Source organism: Sulfurovum sp. MH2-6 (assembly GCF_058374785.1).
Window position 1 is genome coordinate 138,667 of sequence record NZ_CM178170.1, and the last position, 18,639, is coordinate 157,305.

The following is an 18,639-nucleotide window of genomic DNA, read 5'->3' on the forward strand; positions in this document are numbered from 1 at the left end:
GTAGATGTTAAAAAGTATTCAAAAAAGAAAAAATAGACTACGTGCTCAGAGAAAAGCAAGAGTAAGAGGTAAGATCTACGGAACAGCAGAGCTTCCAAGACTTACAATCTTCAAGTCAAACAAACACTTCTATGCACAAGCGATCGATGATAACGCTGGTGCAACATTGGCTGCAGTTGATGGCAAGAAGATGGGTCTTAAAGCAAACAGAGAAGATGTGAAGCAAGTGGCAGCTGAAATGGCTAAAGGACTTGCAGCAAAAAACATCGACAGTGTTGTGTTTGACAGAAATGGTTACCTCTACCACGGTGTTGTTGCGTCATTCGCTGATGCACTCAGAGAAGCCGGAATTAAGTTTTAAGGATAAGCGATGCAACAAGAAACTGTAGAAAAAGAATTTGAAGAAGTAATCGTTAACATCGGACGTGTTGTTAAGGTTGTTAAGGGTGGTAGAAGATTTAGATTTACTGCTCTTGTAGTAATCGGTGACAAAAACGGTACAGTAGGATACGGATTCGGTAAAGCGAAAGAAGTTCCTGATGCGATCAAAAAAGCTGTTGACGATGCACACAAAAACCTTGTAAAAGTAAACATCAAGGGAACTACAATTGCTCACGATATCGAGCACAAGTTCAATGCAAGTAAAATCTTGCTTAAGCCAGCTAGCGAAGGTACGGGTGTTATCGCCGGTGGTGCTGCTAGACCGGTACTTGAACTTGCAGGATATAAAGATATCTTGACTAAATCTATCGGGTCTAACAACCCTAACAACTTGGTAAGAGCGACAGTAGAAGCACTTACTAGAATCAAAGCGTAAGGGGTAAAGTATGGGTCTACATAATTTACAACCGGCACCAGGTTCTACACGTAACAGAAAAAGAATCGGACGTGGTCAGGGTTCTGGTACAGGTAAAACAGCAGGTAAAGGTAACAAAGGTCAAAAAGCAAGATCTGGTTACAATGAGAAGAGAAACTTCGAGGGTGGTCAAATGCCACTTGCGAAGAGACTTCCTAAAGTTGGATTCTCTTCAAGAGTGGTAAAACCACATGTGATCAACGTGACTAAGAACACGAAGGTTGCAGAGCTTGAAGAGATCACAATCGAAAGTATCAAAACAGTTTACAGACTTCCAAAGTCAGTAACTAGAGTAAAGCTGATCGGTACAGGTGCGAAAGATCTCGCAGCTAAGATCAAAGATGACGCTGTAACTACAAGCGGAAAATAATCATGGGTAACGCTTTAACTCAAAAAATCCTAATTACATTAGGATTCCTTTTTGCGTACAGAGTTTTAGCCTATGTTCCTACACCGGGAGTTGACCTTGGCGTAATCAAAGAGTTCTTTGATGCCAACGCCAACACCGGCTTCGGAATGTTAAGTATGTTCTCCGGTGGTGCGGTTGAACGTTTAAGTATAATCTCCTTGGGTATCATGCCCTACATTACAGCTTCAATTGTAATGGAACTTCTCGCAGCTACTTTCCCGGCACTTGGACAGATGAAAAAAGAGCGTGACGGTATGCAAAAATATATGCAGATCATTCGTTATTTCACTATCTTTATTACAGTAGTTCAAGCAATCGGTGTATCTATGGGACTTCAGAGTATGACAGGTCGTGCAGGACAAAGTGCTGTAATGATCGATCCTATTATGTTTACGGTGATTACTACATTCTCAATGTTGGCAGGGACTATGCTTTTGATGTGGTTTGGTGAACAGATCACGCAAAAAGGTATCGGTAACGGTATTTCATTGATCATCTTTGCAGGTATTGTTTCAGGATTGCCGTCAGGTATTTCCAACACAGTAAGAGCAGTAAATGCAGGTGAGATGAACTTCCTTATGGTACTTGCAATTCTTGCAATTATGGTGATCACTGTGCTTGCGATCATCTATGTAGAACTTGGAGAGAGAAGAGTACCGATCTCTTACTCTAGAAAAACCATTATGCAAAACCAGTCAAAAAGAGTGATGAACTACATTCCGGTTAAAGTGAATCTTTCAGGGGTTATTCCTCCGATCTTTGCTTCTGCCGTGTTAATGTTCCCTCTTACCATGTTGCAGTCAAGCACTTCAGAGATCGCAACCACGGTTGCTGATGCATTGGCACCGGGTGGTATTATCTTTAACATCGCAACATTTATTCTTGTGATGTTCTTTGCATTTTTCTATGCATCGATTGCATTCAGTGCGAAAGATATCGCTGATAACCTCAAAAGACAGGGTGGATTTATCCCTGGTGTAAGACCGGGTGAACACACGAAAGAGTTCTTGAATGAGGTAGCAAGCAGATTGACCGGATCGGGAGCTGTCTATCTTGCGATCATTTCAACGGTACCATTTGCTATCGTATCAGGTCTTGGTGCCAGCTTCTACTTTGGTGGGGTTGCTGTACTGATCATCGTACAGGTTGCACTTGACACGATGAGAAAGATCGAAGCACAAAGAACAATGAACCAATATGATACATTGGGTAATGTAGGTTTATAATGGCTATTACACTAAGAAAATCAGACGAGATCGCCAAGCTTAGAAAAGCTGGCGAGATCGTTGGAAAAACACTTCAATATCTCCAAGAAAATATCACACCCGGCATGACACTCAAGCAGATTGATTTGATGGGTGAAAAGTTTATCCGTGACCATGGAGCAGTGCCTTCATTTAAAGGCTTGTACGGATTTACCGGTTCTGTATGTACTTCTGTGAATGAAGTATGTATCCACGGTATACCTGATGATACTGTCATCAAAGAGGGTGATATCCTGGGATTGGATATCGGTACAAAGCTTGACGGTTATTACGGTGATGCTGCAATCACTATGCCGGTCGGCAAGATCAGTGCTGAAGACGAAGCGCTTATCGCTTGTTCAAAAGATGCACTTTATCATGCAATTGGCTGTATCAAAGAGGGAATGCGCTTTAAAGAGTTGTCAAAAATTCTTGAAGATTTTATCCTCGAGCGCGGATATGTTCCTCTCCGAGACTACTGTGGTCATGGTATCGGGACTCAGGCGCATTCTGAACCTAATATCCCTAACTATCTGGAAGGTAAGCCTAACCAGGGACCAAAGATCAAAAACGGTATGGTGTTCTGTATCGAACCGATGGTATGTCATAAGTCCGGTACACCTGTCGTTTTGGATGATGATTGGGCAGTTGTGAGCGAAGACGGGCTACATACCAGTCACTACGAGCACCAAGTTGCAGTTGTTGATGGTAAAGCGGTGATACTTACAGAGGCGTAAGTTTCAATAGTATAGTTGAATAGATTGTAAAGGAATACAATGGCTAAAGATGACGTAATTGAGATTGACGGTAAAGTAGTTGAGGCGCTGCCAAATGCAACTTTCAAGGTAGAACTTGACAATGGTCATGTTATCCTTTGTCACATTGCAGGAAAAATGAGAATGCACTATATCAAAATTCTTCCTGGTGATAAAGTAAAAGTGGAGCTTACTCCATACAGCCTTGACAAAGGCCGTATCACATTCAGATACAAATAAATTGTCTCTGACTTCCGGCGTGTAACCGGAAGTCAATCTTGCGATACCTTCTCCAGTTTTAATCCTCTTCATTATATAATAGTTATATGTATCATCAAACCCCCAAGTTTAAAACCCTATTGGTATCATTTATCGCATTTATCTGTTTTGAGGCAATCGCAACTTCTGTGATCTGGAAGATGTATCATGAGAAAAGCGCTTTGATCTATGAAAGAAAGATCAATGTACTTCATGATGTTTTTATCAGTACACGCCAAACGTATGCCAAAGTCAGTAAACTGCTCTATGATCAGATCATTAATACACCTGAAGTCATTGCGCTCTTCAAGTATGCAAGCAGCAAAGATCCCTCTATCCAAGAAAAAGTGAGAGAAAAACTTTATGCAAAACTGCTGCCTGCCTATGAGAGTCTTCAGTCGATCAATCTGAAACAACTGCACTTTCATCTGCCTGATCTGCACAGTTTTCTCCGTTTTCATAAAGTCGAGAAATACGGAGACAGTCTTGAGGGGATACGTTACTCCATTATGCTGGCCAATAGAGATAAGGTCTATGTCGAAGGGTTTGAAGAGGGGCGTATCTATAACGGTTTTCGCTATGTCTATCCCCTGTTTGATGAAGAAAAGAACTATCTGGGTACCGTGGAAACCTCACTTTCCTTTGATGCATTGAGAAGTGATATTGAGCATACGCTTCAGACGGAGGTGGACTTTGTGATCAATCGTGACATTGTAGAGCGTAAAGTATGGAAAAAAGAGCAGAGTAACTATACCGTGAGTGAGATCAGTGACAGGTATCTTCATGAAAAATCGATGAGGGATAAAAGATCAAAATTTTATGAAATCAATCTTGCGATCAGGGATGAAGCTTCGAAAAGAATGTTACAGAATAAAAGTTTTGCACTCTGTAAAAACGGATATATCATTGTATTTCTTCCCGTCTCAAACATTGCCGGAGAGGAGGGGGCGGCATATATTATCAACTACCTGGAGTCCAAAGTGATCTGTACATTACGTGAGGAGGCATATATTATATGGATCATCAGTTCACTCGGCGTATTGAGTATCGTAACGCTTCTCTATCTGCTTTTACAAAAGATGAGAAGAATCAATGAGATGGCAAACCATGACATACTCACCGGTCTCTACAATCGAAACAGATTAACAGAGGTAATTTACTATGAAACAGAACGGGCAAACCGTACAGGAAGAGGCTATGCACTCTTCTATCTGGATATAGATAATTTTAAACGGATCAATGACAGTTATGGACATGAAACGGGGGATAATGTACTGAAAAAACTTGCAGCCGTTTTGGAGAAAAATACCAGAAAAATGGACATAGTGGGAAGATGGGGTGGAGAAGAGTTTTTGATCCTGCTGCCGGAGACAACTGAAGAGAATGCAGAGAAGCTCGCAGAAAAGCTGCGCAGAGAGATAGAAGCCACAGATTTTGGGATACCGGAAGTAGTGACATGCAGTTTCGGTGTGACAAATTATCTACACCCGGAAAAGATAGATCTTGTGATCGCAAGAGCAGATAGAAACCTCTATCGTGCCAAGCTGGAAGGGAAAAACAGGGTAATTGGTGACTTTGATAAGAGATAACAGGGTGCATTTATGATACCCGTTCAATGTATAAGAAAAAATTAATATCAATTTGGGTATAATCCTCCTCCCTATAACCATTAGGCAGATAGGTAACTGCGTGAAGAATTTTTGATTAATTCGCACCGCTTACTCAAGAATTGGATTATGAACTTCAATAATCCACGCAATATAAAGGGTGCAGACAAGCATCCAGGTGCAAAAACGACAACGCAAGAGGGCTTCAGAGTGAAGTGCTCAAGATAAAGCGTCGTACTTATATAAAAACAGGAGTAACCAATGAAGGTTAGACCATCGGTTAAGAAAATGTGCGATGACTGTAAAGTTATTAAGCGCAAGGGTATTGTACGCGTGATTTGTAAAAATCCAAAACATAAACAGAGACAAGGATAAACATGGCACGTATTGCAGGTGTTGATTTACCACAAAAGAAAAGAATGGAGTATGCACTTACTTACATTTACGGTATCGGTCTTACAACTTCAAGAAAAATCCTTGATGCTACAGAGATCGACTATAACACTAGAGTTCATGAACTGACAGATGCACAAGCTGCAGTAATCCGTAACTACATTCAAGAAAACTTGATGGTAGAAGGGGATCTTAGAAAGAAAGTAACTCTGGATATCAAAGCATTGATGGACCTTGGAAACTACAGAGGTCTTAGACACAGAAGAGGACTACCTGTTCGTGGTCAAAAAACAAAGACAAATGCGCGTACTAGAAAAGGTAAGCGTAAAACTGTCGGTGCAGCGTAAGGAGTAGCGAAGTATGGCTAAGAAAAAAGCAAAAAAGAATATTGCTAAAGGTGTAGTATACGTAGCGGCTACATTTAACAATACAGTAATCACAGTAACTGATGAGATGGGTAACGTAATCTCTTGGAGTTCTGCAGGAGCACTAGGGTTTAAAGGTTCTAAAAAGTCTACTCCATTTGCTGCGACTGAAGCAGTTGCGGATGCAATGAGCAAAGCGATGGAAAACGGTATCAAAGAAGTAGGAATCAAAGTTCAGGGTCCTGGTTCTGGTAGAGATACAGCAGTTAAAGCGATCGGTGCAACAGAAGGTATTCGTGTAACTTCATTGAAAGATATTACACCACTACCACACAACGGGTGTAGACCACCTAAGAAACGTAGAGTATAAGAGGTATAGAGATGGCTAGATATAGAGGTCCGGTAGAAAGATTAGAGAGAAGACTTGGTGTTGATCTTGGTTTGAAAGGTGAAAGAAGACTTGCTGGTAAGTCTGCACTTGAAAAAAGACCATATGCACCGGGACAACATGGACAGAGAAGAACAAAGATCAGTGAATACGGTCTTCAACTTCAAGAGAAGCAAAAAGCGAAGTTCATGTATGGAACAAGCGAAAAGCAGTTTAGAGCGCTTTACAAAGAGGCAAACAGAAAAGAAGGGAACACAGGTAACGTTCTTGTTCAACTTCTTGAGCAGAGACTTGACAACGTAGTTTACAGAATGGGTTTTGCTACAACTAGAGCATCAGCTAGACAATTTGTAAACCATGGTCATGTACTTGTTGACGGGAAAAGAGTTGATATCCCATCATTCAGAGTAAAAGCTGGCCAAAAGATCGAGATTAGAGAAAAAAGCAAGAACAATGTTCAAATCCTTAGAGCTATCGAACTAACTAACCAAACTGGTATGGTTGAGTGGGTAGACGTAGATAAAGAGAAACTTTTCGGTATCTTTACAAGAGTACCAGAAAGAGAAGAGATCTCAATTCCAGTTGAAGAGCGTTTAATCGTCGAGCTATATTCTAAATAATCTGAGTAAAGGCTAGCTAATGAGAAAAATTAAAGTTGCACCATTTATGCCAACAGAGGTAGAGGTCAATGAGATCAGTGAGAACAGAGCAGAGATCACTGCTTACCCTTTTGAGAGCGGATACGCAGTAACACTTGCGCACCCTCTTAGAAGACTGATCCTTGGTTCATCTATCGGATATGCACCTATTTCTGTAAAGATCGAAGGTGCTGCGCACGAGTTTGACAATATTAGAGGTATGCACGAAGATGTAGCGGTCTTTATTATCAATCTTAAAAATATCCGTTTCAAGATCAAAGATGAGAGTGACAGGGTAGAAGTGAACTACTCTTTTGCAGGACACAAAGAAGTGACTGCACAAGATCTGAACAATGACCTGGTAGAGGTTGTAAACGGCGACCTCCCACTTGCAACACTTAATGAGGATGCTGAGCTTAACTTTACAGTTGTAATCTCAAAAGGTATAGGATATGTACCGAGTGAAGATCTTAGAGACGAAGTAGCAGACGATGCAATCGCGTTGGATGCATTCTTTACACCGGTGAGAAAAGCGAACTATTCGATCGAGCCTGTACTTGTAGAGGATAACCCGAGTTTTGAGAAAATCACATTTGATATTGTGACAGATGCACAGATCGGTCCGGTTGAAGCATTTACCAATGCCCTTGAAGTGATGAACAAGCAACTATCAATCTTTAATGGTGTACTTGATGTGGATATCTCAACAGCTCCTATCAAAAAGAGCAGTGATGAGAGTGAATTGAAGCCTTTCCTTCAGACAGTTGATTCATTGGGTCTAAGTGCAAGATCATTCAACTCGCTTGACAGAGCAGGTATCAAATACCTTGGTGAACTTGTATTGATGAGTGAAAACGAGATCAAAAACATCAAAAACCTTGGTAAAAAATCTCTTGATGAGATCAATGAGTGTCTGGTAGAACATGGATTTGGTGAAGATTATGATCTTTCAGATGTTACAAGAGCACATCTTGTTAAAAAACTAGAACAATTAAAACAGTAAAGGATTCCCATGAGACATAAGCATGGTTACCGTAGACTAAGCAGAACATCTGCACACAGAGCGGCACTTCTTAAGAATCTTTCTATTGCTTTGACAAAAGAAGGTCGTATCGAAACGACACTTCCAAAAGCAAAAGAGCTTAGAAGATACTATGAAAAGTTGATCACAAAAGCTTCTGCTGGTGATTTCAACGCACACAGAGCAGTTTTTGCAATGCTTCAAGATAAAGAAGCAACTAATAAAATTGTAACGGAGATTGCTCCAGAGTACAAAGAGAGAAACGGTGGTTACACTCGTATCATCAAAACTCGTACAAGAAGAGGTGATGCAGCACCTATGGCGATTATCGAACTCGTATAATCGTTTCACTGCGCTATAACATTTCAAGGCTTAGCCTTGAGTGTTACCATTCTTATATTTTCCCAAAAATTATAAAAACTATAACAAACTTATTGACTTATTCAAACTTTTAGTGTATAACACTCAAGGTAAACACAATGGTTAATCATTTTGTTATAATATGTGCAAGATTATATTAGAGTAAAGGAAAGAAATTGATCCCTTTTACGGATGAAGAGTTAGAACCGGCAGTAATGAATGTGATTGAGAAAGTCAGACCTTCAATTCAGATGGATGGCGGAGATATCAAATTGATCGCGATTAAAGACGGAAAGGTATATGTACAACTTCAGGGTGCATGTGTCGGATGCGCAAGCAGCGGCACAACACTGAAATTCGGTGTTGAAAAGCAGATGAAAACATTGATCCATCCGGAGATGACTGTTATTAATGTACCTATCGGCTATGAAGATAAATTGGAGCAATTGACATAAAATGGCTAAAGTGAACAAAAATCTATTATTGCAGCGTGCTGAGGGGGAATTCCTGAGCGGGGAATTCAGCAGTGCACTAAGGGATTATGGTCTTTTATTGAAAGACTATCCGACACTTGATGAGGCCAAAGTCGGTGTTTACCTCAGTGATCTCGGTATAGAGAGCAGCGAGGAGGCACAGGCACTGTTTGATTATTACCAGGCGATCAAAGATGAGAAAGAGAATGCTGTTGAGATCATAGACAGCCTGATACGTTCACTGGATGACTCCAAAGATGTATTGAAAGAGTTACTCGTTGATCCTCTGCAGGAACAGATAGAGTATAGTGACGGGATACGCTATAGTGATTTCCTGGAACTGGTAGAGCAGAGAGGTTCATTTAAAAAAACATTTGAAGATATTATGTTCTCCACCAAAGTGATCATCTCCAATAAAGATGAGTTTATAGACTTTGTAAAAAAATTGACGGCTGAAGGGTTTGATGAGATGGCACTCTCTTATCTGGATGCATCAAGCAGTCTCTTTGGAAATGATCAGGAGATTCTGACACTTTATACATTGATAGCAGGTCAAAAATAGTGAAAATAGCATGTGATTTGAAGGGGTATACCTTTTTAAGCGATGACACCAAAGCGTTGGACGCCAGTACACTTTTTTTATGTACATCCCAAAACAGTCCCTACTATGAGGCGCTGGAGCCCAAACCGGAGTCTATCAGTGTTGAAGAGTTGATCAAGCTATGGGAACTGGAAAAACTGAGTGTAGTCGGTGTCACCGGTACCAACGGAAAGACAACAACTACCGCTGCCATCTACTCATTTCTGCTGGACCTTGGTGAACAACCTGCGCTTCAGGGTACGCGCGGGCTTTTTGCCGGGGATAGACGTATCGAAGAGAAGAGTATGACGACCCCTTCTATCCTCGAAACCCTCCATAACATGAAACAGGTACTTGACCTTGGGTGCAACTACTTTATTATGGAGGTCAGCTCTCATGCGATCCATCAAAAACGGATCGAAGGGATCACCTTTGCACTCAAAGTACATACCAATGTGACAAGTGATCATCTGGACTATCACGGAACGGTAGAAGAGTATCGACGTGTCAAGAGCCTCTTCTTTGCAGACGAGACGCCAAAGCTGCTCAATAAAGATGATATCAACGCTATCAGCTACAACCCGGTGAACGCACAGAGTTATGGTGTGGATGAACCGGCTACTTTCAAAGTACAGGCATTCTCATTGCTTCATGGTATTACGGCAGGCATCAAGTATATGAGGGAAGAAGCAACCTTTCACTCTCCGATGGTGGGGCTCTTTAACCTCTCCAATCTTATGGCCGCTGTAGGTGCGGTAGAGATGTTGACACACAAACCTATCCAAGAGGTATGTGATGTGGTTCAACACTTTGCAGGCGTAGCAGGACGTATGGAGGTGGTAAGCCGTGATCCGTTGGTGATCGTAGACTTTGCACATACAGATGACGGGATGTACCAGGTACTTGACTCTATCAAAGACAGAGATATCTCTGTTGTATTTGGAGCAGGGGGAAACCGTGATAAAGGGAAACGTCCCCGTATGGGTGCCGTGGCAGGGAAATTTGCCAAAAAGATCTACGTGACCAGTGATAACCCGCGTGATGAAGTACCGGAGCAGATACTCGAAGATATCCTGGTGGGATTATACGGAAAAGACAAGGTTGTCGCGACCCCGGATAGACGCCTGGCGATCAAAATGGCACTGGATGAACTGGAAGGGGATGAAGTGCTCTTGATACTCGGCAAAGGGGATGAAGAGTATCAGGAGATCAAAGGGGTAAAACACCCTTTTGATGACAGGGAAGTAGTGCGTGAACTTTTAGGGAGTAAGGAGTAAGGAGCAGGGAGCGGGTTTGGTAGGCTTTTCTCTGAAAAGCTTCTATCCTTTAATGTAGGGCCAAGACCTAATAGTGGAACCTTTTACTATCTGTGCCTTCACGGCTACACTTTGTTCCGACCGTTCCGGTTCCGTCGCTAAGATCGTGAAACTATTCACGATCTTTATACGCTCCTCATCTGCTACCTGCCAACGTTATTCCCCATTTTCGGTAAAGTCCTGCATCGAGATGGTGTAGGCGTCATAGAAGTTCATCACATGACCGCCGTACTTTTGTACAAATGCATCGGCATCTTTCCGTTTGGCAAAAGCATATTTGCTGAAACGGGTCATCGTCCCCTCTTTCATGCTCCCTACAACATAGTAAGCACTCTGTGCAGAGATAAACTTCAATGTAGTGACATCTATGACCTTGACATCATAGAGGTCAATCGTGTTCATCTCATTGTCATGGACAAAACAGTGCAGTGAGCAGTACTGTCTTGTCTGCCTCTCTTTGGTTGTAGCGGCATGGTTGGTTTTATAAAACGTTGGAAGATGCATACCGCAAACGATACAATGCGCTTTATGTTTTCCTTTTTGCAGCAGGGTAGCCTGAGATGAAGGTACACTCTGAAAACGTGTATAGGTATTCGGGGGTACAGGTTCAGACTTGGTGCTACATCCGATGATAAGCAAAGTGCCCAAAAACGTTAAAACAGCATAGATGGTTTTCACAGCAACCCTTTATTTCTCATGGTGAGTTTTTTATGACACAATTGTGAATAAGAGTGACAAGTATAACTTAAAAGCTATGAATGTTCATTGTAATATGTATGGTATAAGCAGGTATAGAATTTGCAAATGAAGGGGGAAGGAGCTAGTATATAGTAAGTTGAAAATAAAATGCTTCAAGAGGGTGATCACTTCGATTCCGCCAATTTGCGTAAAAGCATATTATTGAAACACGGTACTGAAAATCTAGATGCGTTATTTTGCTTATTGTATAACCTAATCTTAAATTAAGTAAATAGGAGTAAAATACTCTTAAATAAAACCATAAAGGATTCATAATGATGCAAGGTATACCACAACCGGCGTTTTATATATTTAAGTGCCAGCAGTCGGCACCTCCGGGGATGCCAAAACCAAGCTGTGTAAAACAGAATGATCCTGAATCACAGCAGCTTTTCCAGCATCTTGCTCAGACTTTGATGCAAAAAGGGATTATCGCAACCGTACAACCGATCCAGACAGGTTGTCTAAACCGTTGTCAACAGGGTCCTGTAATGCTAGTAGAACCTGGACATACGATGTATGTAGGGTTGACAAAAGAGAAGATCGATAGAATCATTGACGAGCATATCATCGGCGGAAATGTAGTCTCTGAATATGTGATCGATGAAGCGATGTGGGGAGAACCGATCCCTCCGGCATCTGTCGCTAGATAACTCTTTTAAATTTGTTTCGCGGACATCCGGTCTGCGATACCTCATTATTTCCTCTCAATTTTCAGTATAATAGAAAGCGATGAAGTATTTTGGTATAATCCCAACAATTTTAATAGTAAATAGGAAAGTGCATGAACATTACAATGTTTTACAGTAAGATTCACAGAGCAACGGTAACGGATGCGAATCTGAACTATGTAGGTTCTATTACGATCGACCGTGATCTTTTGGATGCGGCAAATATGCGTGTCGGTCAGAAGGTCGATATCGTAAATAATAACAACGGAGAGCGTTTCTCTACCTATATCATCCCCGGAGAGAGAGGGAAAAGAGATATCTGTCTGAACGGTGCAGCCGCAAGAAAAGTACAAAAGGGTGATAAGATTATCATTATCGCTTATGCATCGATGAGTGAAGAAGAAGCAGATACATTTAAACCAAAGATTGTAATTTTGGAAGATGATAACAGTATCGCTCAAGAGTTTGAAGGACTTGAATAATGTTTGAGGGTTTAAACTTGGGTGATATGGGCAAAATGATGGAGCAGATCCAGGAAAAAGCCAAAGAGATGCAGGAGCAGGCAAAAAACGTAGAGTTTACTGCAAAAGCAGGTGGAGGCATGATCACGGTGACTGCCAACGGTGCAGGGGAAATCGTAGATATTACGGTTGATGATTCACTCCTGGAAGATAAAGAGTCTTTGCAGATATTGTTGATCTCGGCTATGAATGATGTCAATAAGATGGTAGAAGATAACAAAAAGTCCCAGGCAATGGGAATGATGGGTGGAATGAACCCTTTTGGTTCAAAATAGGTTGGTTAGGATTTTTCCGAATCGATAAGATAGTTGAACTCTTTAGATGATCTAAGGGCAATGATCTTTCTGGATACCGGTGAGTTTTTCCCTTCCGATTTAATCACTTTTTTAAGTGTTTTACTTATTTTCATCTCTTCTCCTTTTGTATTGGATATTGTTAGTTGAGACTCTGCAATGGTATATAAATATAGTTACCAAATGGTAACAGACAAGGATAGACGGTATGAATGAAGTAACGCAAGCCATAGAGAATGACTCGGTTGCAAAGCTGAAATCACTGATAAAAAACGGGATAGATATCACTAAACCTATCATCATCGGTGAAGAGTATGAGCTGGAGGATTATGATGAGATCAGCCCGCTTTTCTATGCGATAAGAAAGTACGCCTCGCTGGAGTTGATCGAACTGTTGCTTGAAAACGGTGCAGACCTTTTTGAGAAGGACAGTGACGGGATCTCTGCACTTGACGTTGCGATCAAGTTTAAACGTATGGATGTGATCCAGTTCTGTATCGATAAAGGATTTGATCTCAATGAGACGACACGGAAAAGCGGTATCACCCCGGCAATGCTGGCAGCCTGTTTTTCCGATATTGATATGATGAAGCTGCTGATTGACAATGGAGCGGATGTCAATGCATCGGACAGAGCGGGCATGGCTCCCAAAGATTACGCCAAGAAGCTGGGGCAGAAAAAGATGGTGGAGTTTCTCTCTGAACAGGGAGCAAAGTTCAACGTCTATCCTGAAGAGGAGTAATTCTCCTCTCCACTTTTATATATCTTTCCCCCTAAAAACCCCTCTTTTTATTTATGCCTATCTTGTTTGATAGCTTACTTTTCTTTTTCACTTTTACGACTATTCACAACTTTCCCCTCTATGTTATCAAATGGTAACCAAATGCCTTATTTTTGTTACCAAACTGTTATTAATTTCATCTAAGATACCGCATAAAATATTTAAGGAATGTCAATGAAATACACAAAGATAGCTCTATCCGTGTGTTCGGTATCAACAGCTTTTCTTCTCTCTGCATGCGGAGGAAGTAGTAGTGGTACATCAGGTGATGCTACCGCTACATTTGTCGATTCACCGGTAGAAAACCTAAGATTCTCTTGTAATACATCCGGAATCAGTGGTGTCACTGATGCGAATGGTAAATTCAGTTGTAACTATGGGGACAATGTATCTTTCCAGTTAGGTGCAATGACAATCGGACCGGTTGATTTTGTAGAAGATATGGTCATCACACCCTATAAGCTTTACCCAACTAATGCTACCGCAGCAGTAAGATTGGCACAGTTGATACAGAGCTTGGATGATGACGGCGATATCAGTGAGAGAATTACCATCGTAGAATCCTATGCAGATGCAATCACAGAAGCGTTGGATCCAACACTGTACAGCTTTGAGGCTGAAGCACAAGCACTACTTGATACTGTGGATGTGACATTGGTTGATTCCAAAACAGCGAAAGCACACCTCTCCGCACAAGATACATCATCCCCGGTAGTCACACTGCAGGGTGATGCACAGGTAACTCTCCGGACCGGAGATACCTATATGGATGCCGGAGCAACTGCTTACGATGCGTTCGATGGTAGTATGGACCCTGTAAAATCAGGATCTGTGAATACATCCGTAGCAGGCACTTATACTATCACATATACCGCAACAGACCAAGCAGGTAATACAGGGAGCATAAGCAGAACCGTCATTGTTGTTGCGGATACTGTTGCCCCGGTTGTAACACTTCAAGGTGATGCTACAGTAACGATCAAAGTAGGAGAGAGTTATACCGATGCAGGTGCTACAGCGACAGATGATCTTGATGGTGTGTTAACTCCTGTACAGTCTGGAAGTGTAGATACATCAACAGCAGGTACCTATACGGTCACATGGACGGCAACAGACACTGCAGGCAACATCGGAAGTGCAAGCAGAACGGTTATCGTAGTTGAAGATGTGGTTGAAGATACAACGCCACCGGTTGTCACACTGAACGGGGATGCATCGGTGACGATCACCGTAGGTAGCAGCTACAGCGATGCCGGTGCGACAGCGACAGACAATGTGGACGGAGCACTCACCCCGGTAGAGTCAGGAAGCGTAGATACTTCAACCCCTGGGACCTATACGGTCACATGGACAGCAACTGACAACGCAGGAAATGTAGGAAGTGCAAGCAGAACGGTGGTTGTAGAAGCTGCACAGTGTCAAAATGTGAACCCGATCACGGGTCAATGTGAAGATGTGGTTGAAGATACCACAGCACCGGTTGTCACACTGAACGGGGATGCATCGGTGACGATCACCGTAGGTGACAGCTACAGCGATGCCGGTGCGACAGCGACAGACAATGTGGATGGAGCACTTACCCCTGTAAAGTCAGGAAGCGTGAACACGTCAACTGCCGGTACCTATACGGTCACATGGACGGCAACAGATACGGCAGGTAACGTCGGAAGCGTAAGCAGAACGGTGATCGTTGAAGAAGCACAATCACAGTGTCAAAATGTGAACCCGATCACGGGTCAATGTGAAGATGTGGTTGAAGATACAACGCCACCGGTTGTCACACTGAACGGTGATGCATCGGTGACGATCACCGTAGGTGACAGCTACAGCGATGCCGGTGCTTCAGCGACAGACAATGTCGATGGAGCACTCACCCCGGTAGAGTCAGGAAGCGTAGATACTTCAACCCCTGGGACCTATACGATCACATGGACGGCAACTGACAACGCAGGAAATGTAGGAAGTGCAAGCAGAACGGTGGTTGTAGAAGCTGCACAGTGTCAAAATGTGAACCCGATCACGGGTCAATGTGAAGATGTGGTTGAAGATACCACAGCACCGGTTGTCACACTGAACGGTGATGCATCGGTGACGATCACCGTAGGTGACAGCTACAGCGATGCCGGTGCTTCAGCGACAGACAATGTCGATGGAACACTTACCCCGGTAGAGTCAGGAAGCGTAGATACTTCAACCCCTGGGACCTATACGGTCACATGGACGGCAACTGACAACGCAGGAAATGTAGGAAGTGCAAGCAGAACGGTGGTTGTAGAAGCTGCACAGTGTCAAAATGTGAACCCGATCACGGGTCAATGTGAAGATTGATTTTTCAATAAATAAGAGGAGATAAAATGTTTTTTAAGCCAAAGTCATTAGCAGGTTCAATTGCAGCGGTATGTGCATTAAGTGGTTCACTTTATGCAGCAGACTATACAAATACAAGTTTCTATGTTGCCTATGATAGTGCAGATACAACACAATATGCATTGGTCATGCCGTCCGTAGCGAAAGTATATACCCATAAGGCAGGGCAGATTCAACCTGCTGATCTTACGCAAATCGATGGTCAGTTCAGTAGTTTCCCTGCATATAACAATGGAGAGCTTTGTTTCCCTGCACTTAAAGATGGTGCCACTGGTGAAGGTGGTGCATCGAAAATGGCAGGAAACTGTTATGATGTAAACTTCTACTATACGCAAAAAGAGATTATTCCTGAAGGTGCAGCATTTATGCTTTACTATGATGTAGCTGATAGGGTTTATGAAGGATTAGCGGGTAATCCGGGTTCTTTTGAGATCGTAAAAGATGGTGAAACGATCAATAATGCCAACAGTATCACTGGTGATGACTATACAAATTATAGTTTTGACCATGCTACGGGTGCTGTGACCTTGGGTGGAAACACTGCAACACTTCCACAACAAACACTGCCAAGCAGTATCACAGGCGATATGACACTGACAAAAGACAAACTATGGTTGATCGACGGTCTTGTTGTCGTAGAGAGCGGAGCGACATTGACAATCGAGCCGGGAACTACACTCGCAGGATTTGACGGTACAGCTGAACAGACATCATATATGATCGTCGATGCAGGCGGGAAGATCATCGCTGACGGTACAGAAGCAGAGCCTATTACCTTTACGTCAACAAAAGTAGCGATTGACGGTGAAGCACCGGCAGTAGGGCAATGGGGTGGTCTGACCATCATCGGTAATGCAGCGAACGCTCAGGTAAAACCATATGAGGTAGATCCTTCATTTATCGCAGGGGATACAGATCTTGCAGATAACTCAGGTATCCTTAGACATGTGAAGATTCTTAACTCCGGTATCACAATGGATGTAGATAAAGAGATCAACGGTCTTTCGATGGTAGGTGTAGGTTCGGGTACTGTGGTTGAGAACATCAGGGTTGATCTTTCAGATGATGACGGTATCGAGATCTGGGGTGGTACGGTGAATGTATCAAACGTTACGATCACAGGATGTACAGATGACTACTTCGATATCGATGACGGGTATGCAGGTACAGTCAAAAATCTTAACATCACCACAACAACAGGTAATGCAGCGATCGAGATGTCAGGAACAACACATGCGACATTTGACGGATTCAACATTGTTCAGAACGGTTCAGCAAAAGAGGGTGGTATCTACTTCAAGAAAGACGGTATCGGCGGACACTTCCTTAACGGTACGATCACTGACAATGTAGATGATGCCTATGGTGCGATCTACTCTATGAGTGCAGATGGTGTATCTGATACAGTTGATGCAGCGAATATCTCATTTGAGAATGTCGCGATCGATGGTTCATCAACCGGTGCAAGGTTTACCGGTACTTCGGCTGCGACGCTTGAGAATATCTATAGTAATGGTAATCTAAAACCACAGGAACCACTGCCAAGCAGTATCGCAAGTGATATGACACTGACAAAAGACAAACTATGGTTGATCGACGGTCTTGTTGTCGTAGAGAGCGGAGCGACATTGACAATCGAGCCGGGAACTACACTCGCAGGATTTGACGGTACAGCTGAACAGACATCATATATGATCGTCGATGCAGGCGGGAAGATCATCGCTGACGGTACAGAAGCAGAGCCTATTACCTTTACGTCAACAAAAGTAGCGATTGACGGTGAAGCACCGGCAGTAGGGCAATGGGGTGGTCTGACCATCATCGGTAATGCAGCGAACGCTCAGGTAAAACCATATGAGGTAGATCCTTCATTTATCGCAGGGGATACAGATCTTGCAGATAACTCAGGTATCCTTAGACATGTGAAGATTCTTAACTCCGGTATCACAATGGATGTAGATAAAGAGATCAACGGTCTTTCGATGGTAGGTGTAGGTTCGGGTACTGTGGTTGAGAACATCACAGTTGACCTATCAGATGATGACGGTATTGAGATCTGGGGTGGTACGGTGAATGTATCAAACGTCACGATCACAGGATGTACAGATGACTACTTCGATATCGATGACGGTTATGCAGGTACAGTAAAAAATCTTAACATCACCACAACAACAGGTAATGCAGCGATCGAGATGTCAGGAACAACACATGCGACATTTGACGGATTCAACATTGTTCAAAACGGTTCAGCAAAAGAGGGTGGTATCTACTTCAAGAAAGACGGTATCGGCGGACACTTCCTTAACGGTACGATCACAGATAACGTAGATGATGCCTATGGTGCGATCTACTCTATGAGTGCAGATGGTGTATCTGATACAGTTGATGCAGCGAATATCTCATTTGAGAATGTCGCGATCGATGGTTCATCAACCGGTGCAAGGTTTACCGGTACTTCGGCTGCGACACTTGAGAACGAATTTAATGCAGGTGCCGGGAACAGTTACTAATTCTTATTTAAGGGACAGGCATCCGCTTGTCTCTTATCACTCTTCTTCTTTTTTCTCCCTTTTCCCTGTCATACTTTTGTAACAAATTTGTTACC

24 protein-coding genes are annotated in these 18,639 nt (G+C 42.6%); 22 read left to right on the forward strand and 2 right to left on the reverse strand.

The genetic code is table 11. The features are described 5' to 3' along the window. Positions 1-4 precede the first annotated feature (4 nt). From rplR to AC4JOV_RS00740, 16 genes are all read left to right on the forward strand, one after another. Positions 5-361, forward strand: coding sequence for a 50S ribosomal protein L18 (gene rplR / locus AC4JOV_RS00665; RefSeq protein ID WP_229937045.1), 357 nt, complete (start codon positions 5-7; stop codon positions 359-361). Positions 362-370: 9 nt separating this feature from the next. Beyond that, complete coding sequence (rpsE, locus tag AC4JOV_RS00670) at positions 371-817, forward strand: 30S ribosomal protein S5 (RefSeq protein WP_229937044.1); 447 nt, start codon at positions 371-373, stop codon at positions 815-817. 10 nt (positions 818-827) lie between these two features. Further along, entirely contained in the window at positions 828-1,226 is a 399-nt protein-coding gene (gene rplO / locus AC4JOV_RS00675) for a 50S ribosomal protein L15 (RefSeq protein WP_229937043.1), read from the forward strand. Between the two features lie 2 nt (positions 1,227-1,228). Beyond that, positions 1,229-2,491 carry a preprotein translocase subunit SecY gene (gene secY, locus AC4JOV_RS00680; RefSeq protein ID WP_229937042.1) on the forward strand — a complete coding sequence of 421 codons (1,263 nt, stop codon included), beginning with the start codon at positions 1,229-1,231 and terminating at the stop codon, positions 2,489-2,491. After that, entirely contained in the window at positions 2,491-3,246 is a 756-nt protein-coding gene (map, locus tag AC4JOV_RS00685) for a type I methionyl aminopeptidase (protein WP_229937041.1), read from the forward strand. Before secY ends, map begins: the two co-directional genes overlap by 1 nt. Positions 3,247-3,285: 39 nt before the next feature. After that, positions 3,286-3,504: a translation initiation factor IF-1 gene (gene infA / locus AC4JOV_RS00690; protein ID WP_229937040.1), complete on the forward strand. Its 219-nt coding sequence runs from the start codon at positions 3,286-3,288 to the stop codon at positions 3,502-3,504. A gap of 86 nt (positions 3,505-3,590) precedes the next feature. Then, positions 3,591-5,111: a sensor domain-containing diguanylate cyclase gene (locus AC4JOV_RS00695; RefSeq protein ID WP_229937039.1), complete on the forward strand. Its 1,521-nt coding sequence runs from the start codon at positions 3,591-3,593 to the stop codon at positions 5,109-5,111. Between the two features lie 279 nt (positions 5,112-5,390). After that, the gene (gene rpmJ, locus AC4JOV_RS00700; RefSeq protein ID WP_008244830.1) at positions 5,391-5,504 is read left to right on the forward strand and encodes a 50S ribosomal protein L36; all 114 of its coding nucleotides are present in this window, start codon (positions 5,391-5,393) and stop codon (positions 5,502-5,504) included. 2 nt (positions 5,505-5,506) lie between these two features. Beyond that, positions 5,507-5,869 carry a 30S ribosomal protein S13 gene (gene rpsM / locus AC4JOV_RS00705; RefSeq protein ID WP_229937038.1) on the forward strand — a complete coding sequence of 121 codons (363 nt, stop codon included), beginning with the start codon at positions 5,507-5,509 and terminating at the stop codon, positions 5,867-5,869. A gap of 13 nt (positions 5,870-5,882) precedes the next feature. Further along, complete coding sequence (rpsK, locus tag AC4JOV_RS00710) at positions 5,883-6,257, forward strand: 30S ribosomal protein S11 (protein ID WP_229937037.1); 375 nt, start codon at positions 5,883-5,885, stop codon at positions 6,255-6,257. Positions 6,258-6,268: 11 nt separating this feature from the next. Continuing rightward, positions 6,269-6,895, forward strand: coding sequence for a 30S ribosomal protein S4 (rpsD, locus tag AC4JOV_RS00715; RefSeq protein WP_229937036.1), 627 nt, complete (start codon positions 6,269-6,271; stop codon positions 6,893-6,895). A 19-nt stretch (positions 6,896-6,914) separates the two neighbouring features. Continuing rightward, on the forward strand, positions 6,915-7,916 hold the full coding sequence (locus tag AC4JOV_RS00720; protein ID WP_229937035.1) for a DNA-directed RNA polymerase subunit alpha: 1,002 nt from the start codon (positions 6,915-6,917) through the stop codon (positions 7,914-7,916). Positions 7,917-7,925: 9 nt separating this feature from the next. Further along, positions 7,926-8,276, forward strand: coding sequence for a 50S ribosomal protein L17 (gene rplQ, locus AC4JOV_RS00725; protein WP_229937034.1), 351 nt, complete (start codon positions 7,926-7,928; stop codon positions 8,274-8,276). A gap of 194 nt (positions 8,277-8,470) precedes the next feature. Beyond that, a complete protein-coding gene (locus AC4JOV_RS00730; RefSeq protein WP_229937033.1) occupies positions 8,471-8,749 on the forward strand; it encodes a NifU family protein in 279 nt (92 codons plus the stop codon). A gap of 1 nt (position 8,750) precedes the next feature. Beyond that, positions 8,751-9,329 (forward strand): hypothetical protein, encoded by a 579-nt coding sequence (locus AC4JOV_RS00735; RefSeq protein ID WP_229937032.1) that lies wholly within the window; start codon positions 8,751-8,753, stop codon positions 9,327-9,329. After that, positions 9,329-10,624 carry a UDP-N-acetylmuramoyl-L-alanyl-D-glutamate--2,6-diaminopimelate ligase gene (locus AC4JOV_RS00740; RefSeq protein WP_229937031.1) on the forward strand — a complete coding sequence of 432 codons (1,296 nt, stop codon included), beginning with the start codon at positions 9,329-9,331 and terminating at the stop codon, positions 10,622-10,624. The genes AC4JOV_RS00735 and AC4JOV_RS00740 overlap by 1 nt, the downstream gene beginning before the upstream one ends. 195 nt (positions 10,625-10,819) lie before the next feature. Here the strand turns inward: AC4JOV_RS00740 and AC4JOV_RS00745 are convergent, their stop codons facing one another. Next, the gene (locus AC4JOV_RS00745; RefSeq protein ID WP_229937030.1) at positions 10,820-11,341 is read right to left on the reverse strand and encodes a nitrous oxide reductase accessory protein NosL; all 522 of its coding nucleotides are present in this window, start codon (positions 11,339-11,341) and stop codon (positions 10,820-10,822) included. 335 nt (positions 11,342-11,676) lie between these two features. Here AC4JOV_RS00745 and AC4JOV_RS00750 point away from each other — a divergent pair, with 335 nt between their 5' ends. The 3 genes from AC4JOV_RS00750 to AC4JOV_RS00760 all read left to right on the forward strand — a co-directional run bounded on the left by AC4JOV_RS00750 (position 11,677) and on the right by AC4JOV_RS00760 (position 12,868). Beyond that, positions 11,677-12,054, forward strand: a complete 378-nt coding sequence (locus tag AC4JOV_RS00750; protein WP_229937029.1) for a (2Fe-2S) ferredoxin domain-containing protein — start codon at positions 11,677-11,679, stop codon at positions 12,052-12,054. 131 nt (positions 12,055-12,185) lie between these two features. After that, positions 12,186-12,554, forward strand: coding sequence for an aspartate 1-decarboxylase (gene panD, locus AC4JOV_RS00755; protein ID WP_229937028.1), 369 nt, complete (start codon positions 12,186-12,188; stop codon positions 12,552-12,554). Beyond that, positions 12,554-12,868, forward strand: a complete 315-nt coding sequence (locus tag AC4JOV_RS00760) for a YbaB/EbfC family nucleoid-associated protein (protein WP_229937027.1) — start codon at positions 12,554-12,556, stop codon at positions 12,866-12,868. Before panD ends, AC4JOV_RS00760 begins: the two co-directional genes overlap by 1 nt. A gap of 5 nt (positions 12,869-12,873) precedes the next feature. Here the strand turns inward: AC4JOV_RS00760 and AC4JOV_RS00765 are convergent, their stop codons facing one another. Beyond that, entirely contained in the window at positions 12,874-13,002 is a 129-nt protein-coding gene (locus tag AC4JOV_RS00765; protein WP_256444098.1) for a hypothetical protein, read from the reverse strand. Positions 13,003-13,094: 92 nt separating this feature from the next. Between AC4JOV_RS00765 and AC4JOV_RS00770 the strand changes: the two genes are divergently transcribed. The 3 genes from AC4JOV_RS00770 (at position 13,095) to AC4JOV_RS00780 (ending at position 18,544) form a co-directional block, all read left to right on the forward strand. After that, complete coding sequence (locus AC4JOV_RS00770; protein ID WP_229937026.1) at positions 13,095-13,628, forward strand: ankyrin repeat domain-containing protein; 534 nt, start codon at positions 13,095-13,097, stop codon at positions 13,626-13,628. A 213-nt stretch (positions 13,629-13,841) separates the two neighbouring features. Continuing rightward, a complete protein-coding gene (locus tag AC4JOV_RS00775; protein WP_229937025.1) occupies positions 13,842-15,995 on the forward strand; it encodes a DUF5011 domain-containing protein in 2,154 nt (717 codons plus the stop codon). Between the two features lie 26 nt (positions 15,996-16,021). Further along, a complete protein-coding gene (locus AC4JOV_RS00780) occupies positions 16,022-18,544 on the forward strand; it encodes a beta-helix domain-containing protein (protein WP_229937024.1) in 2,523 nt (840 codons plus the stop codon). Positions 18,545-18,639: the final 95 nt, after the last annotated feature.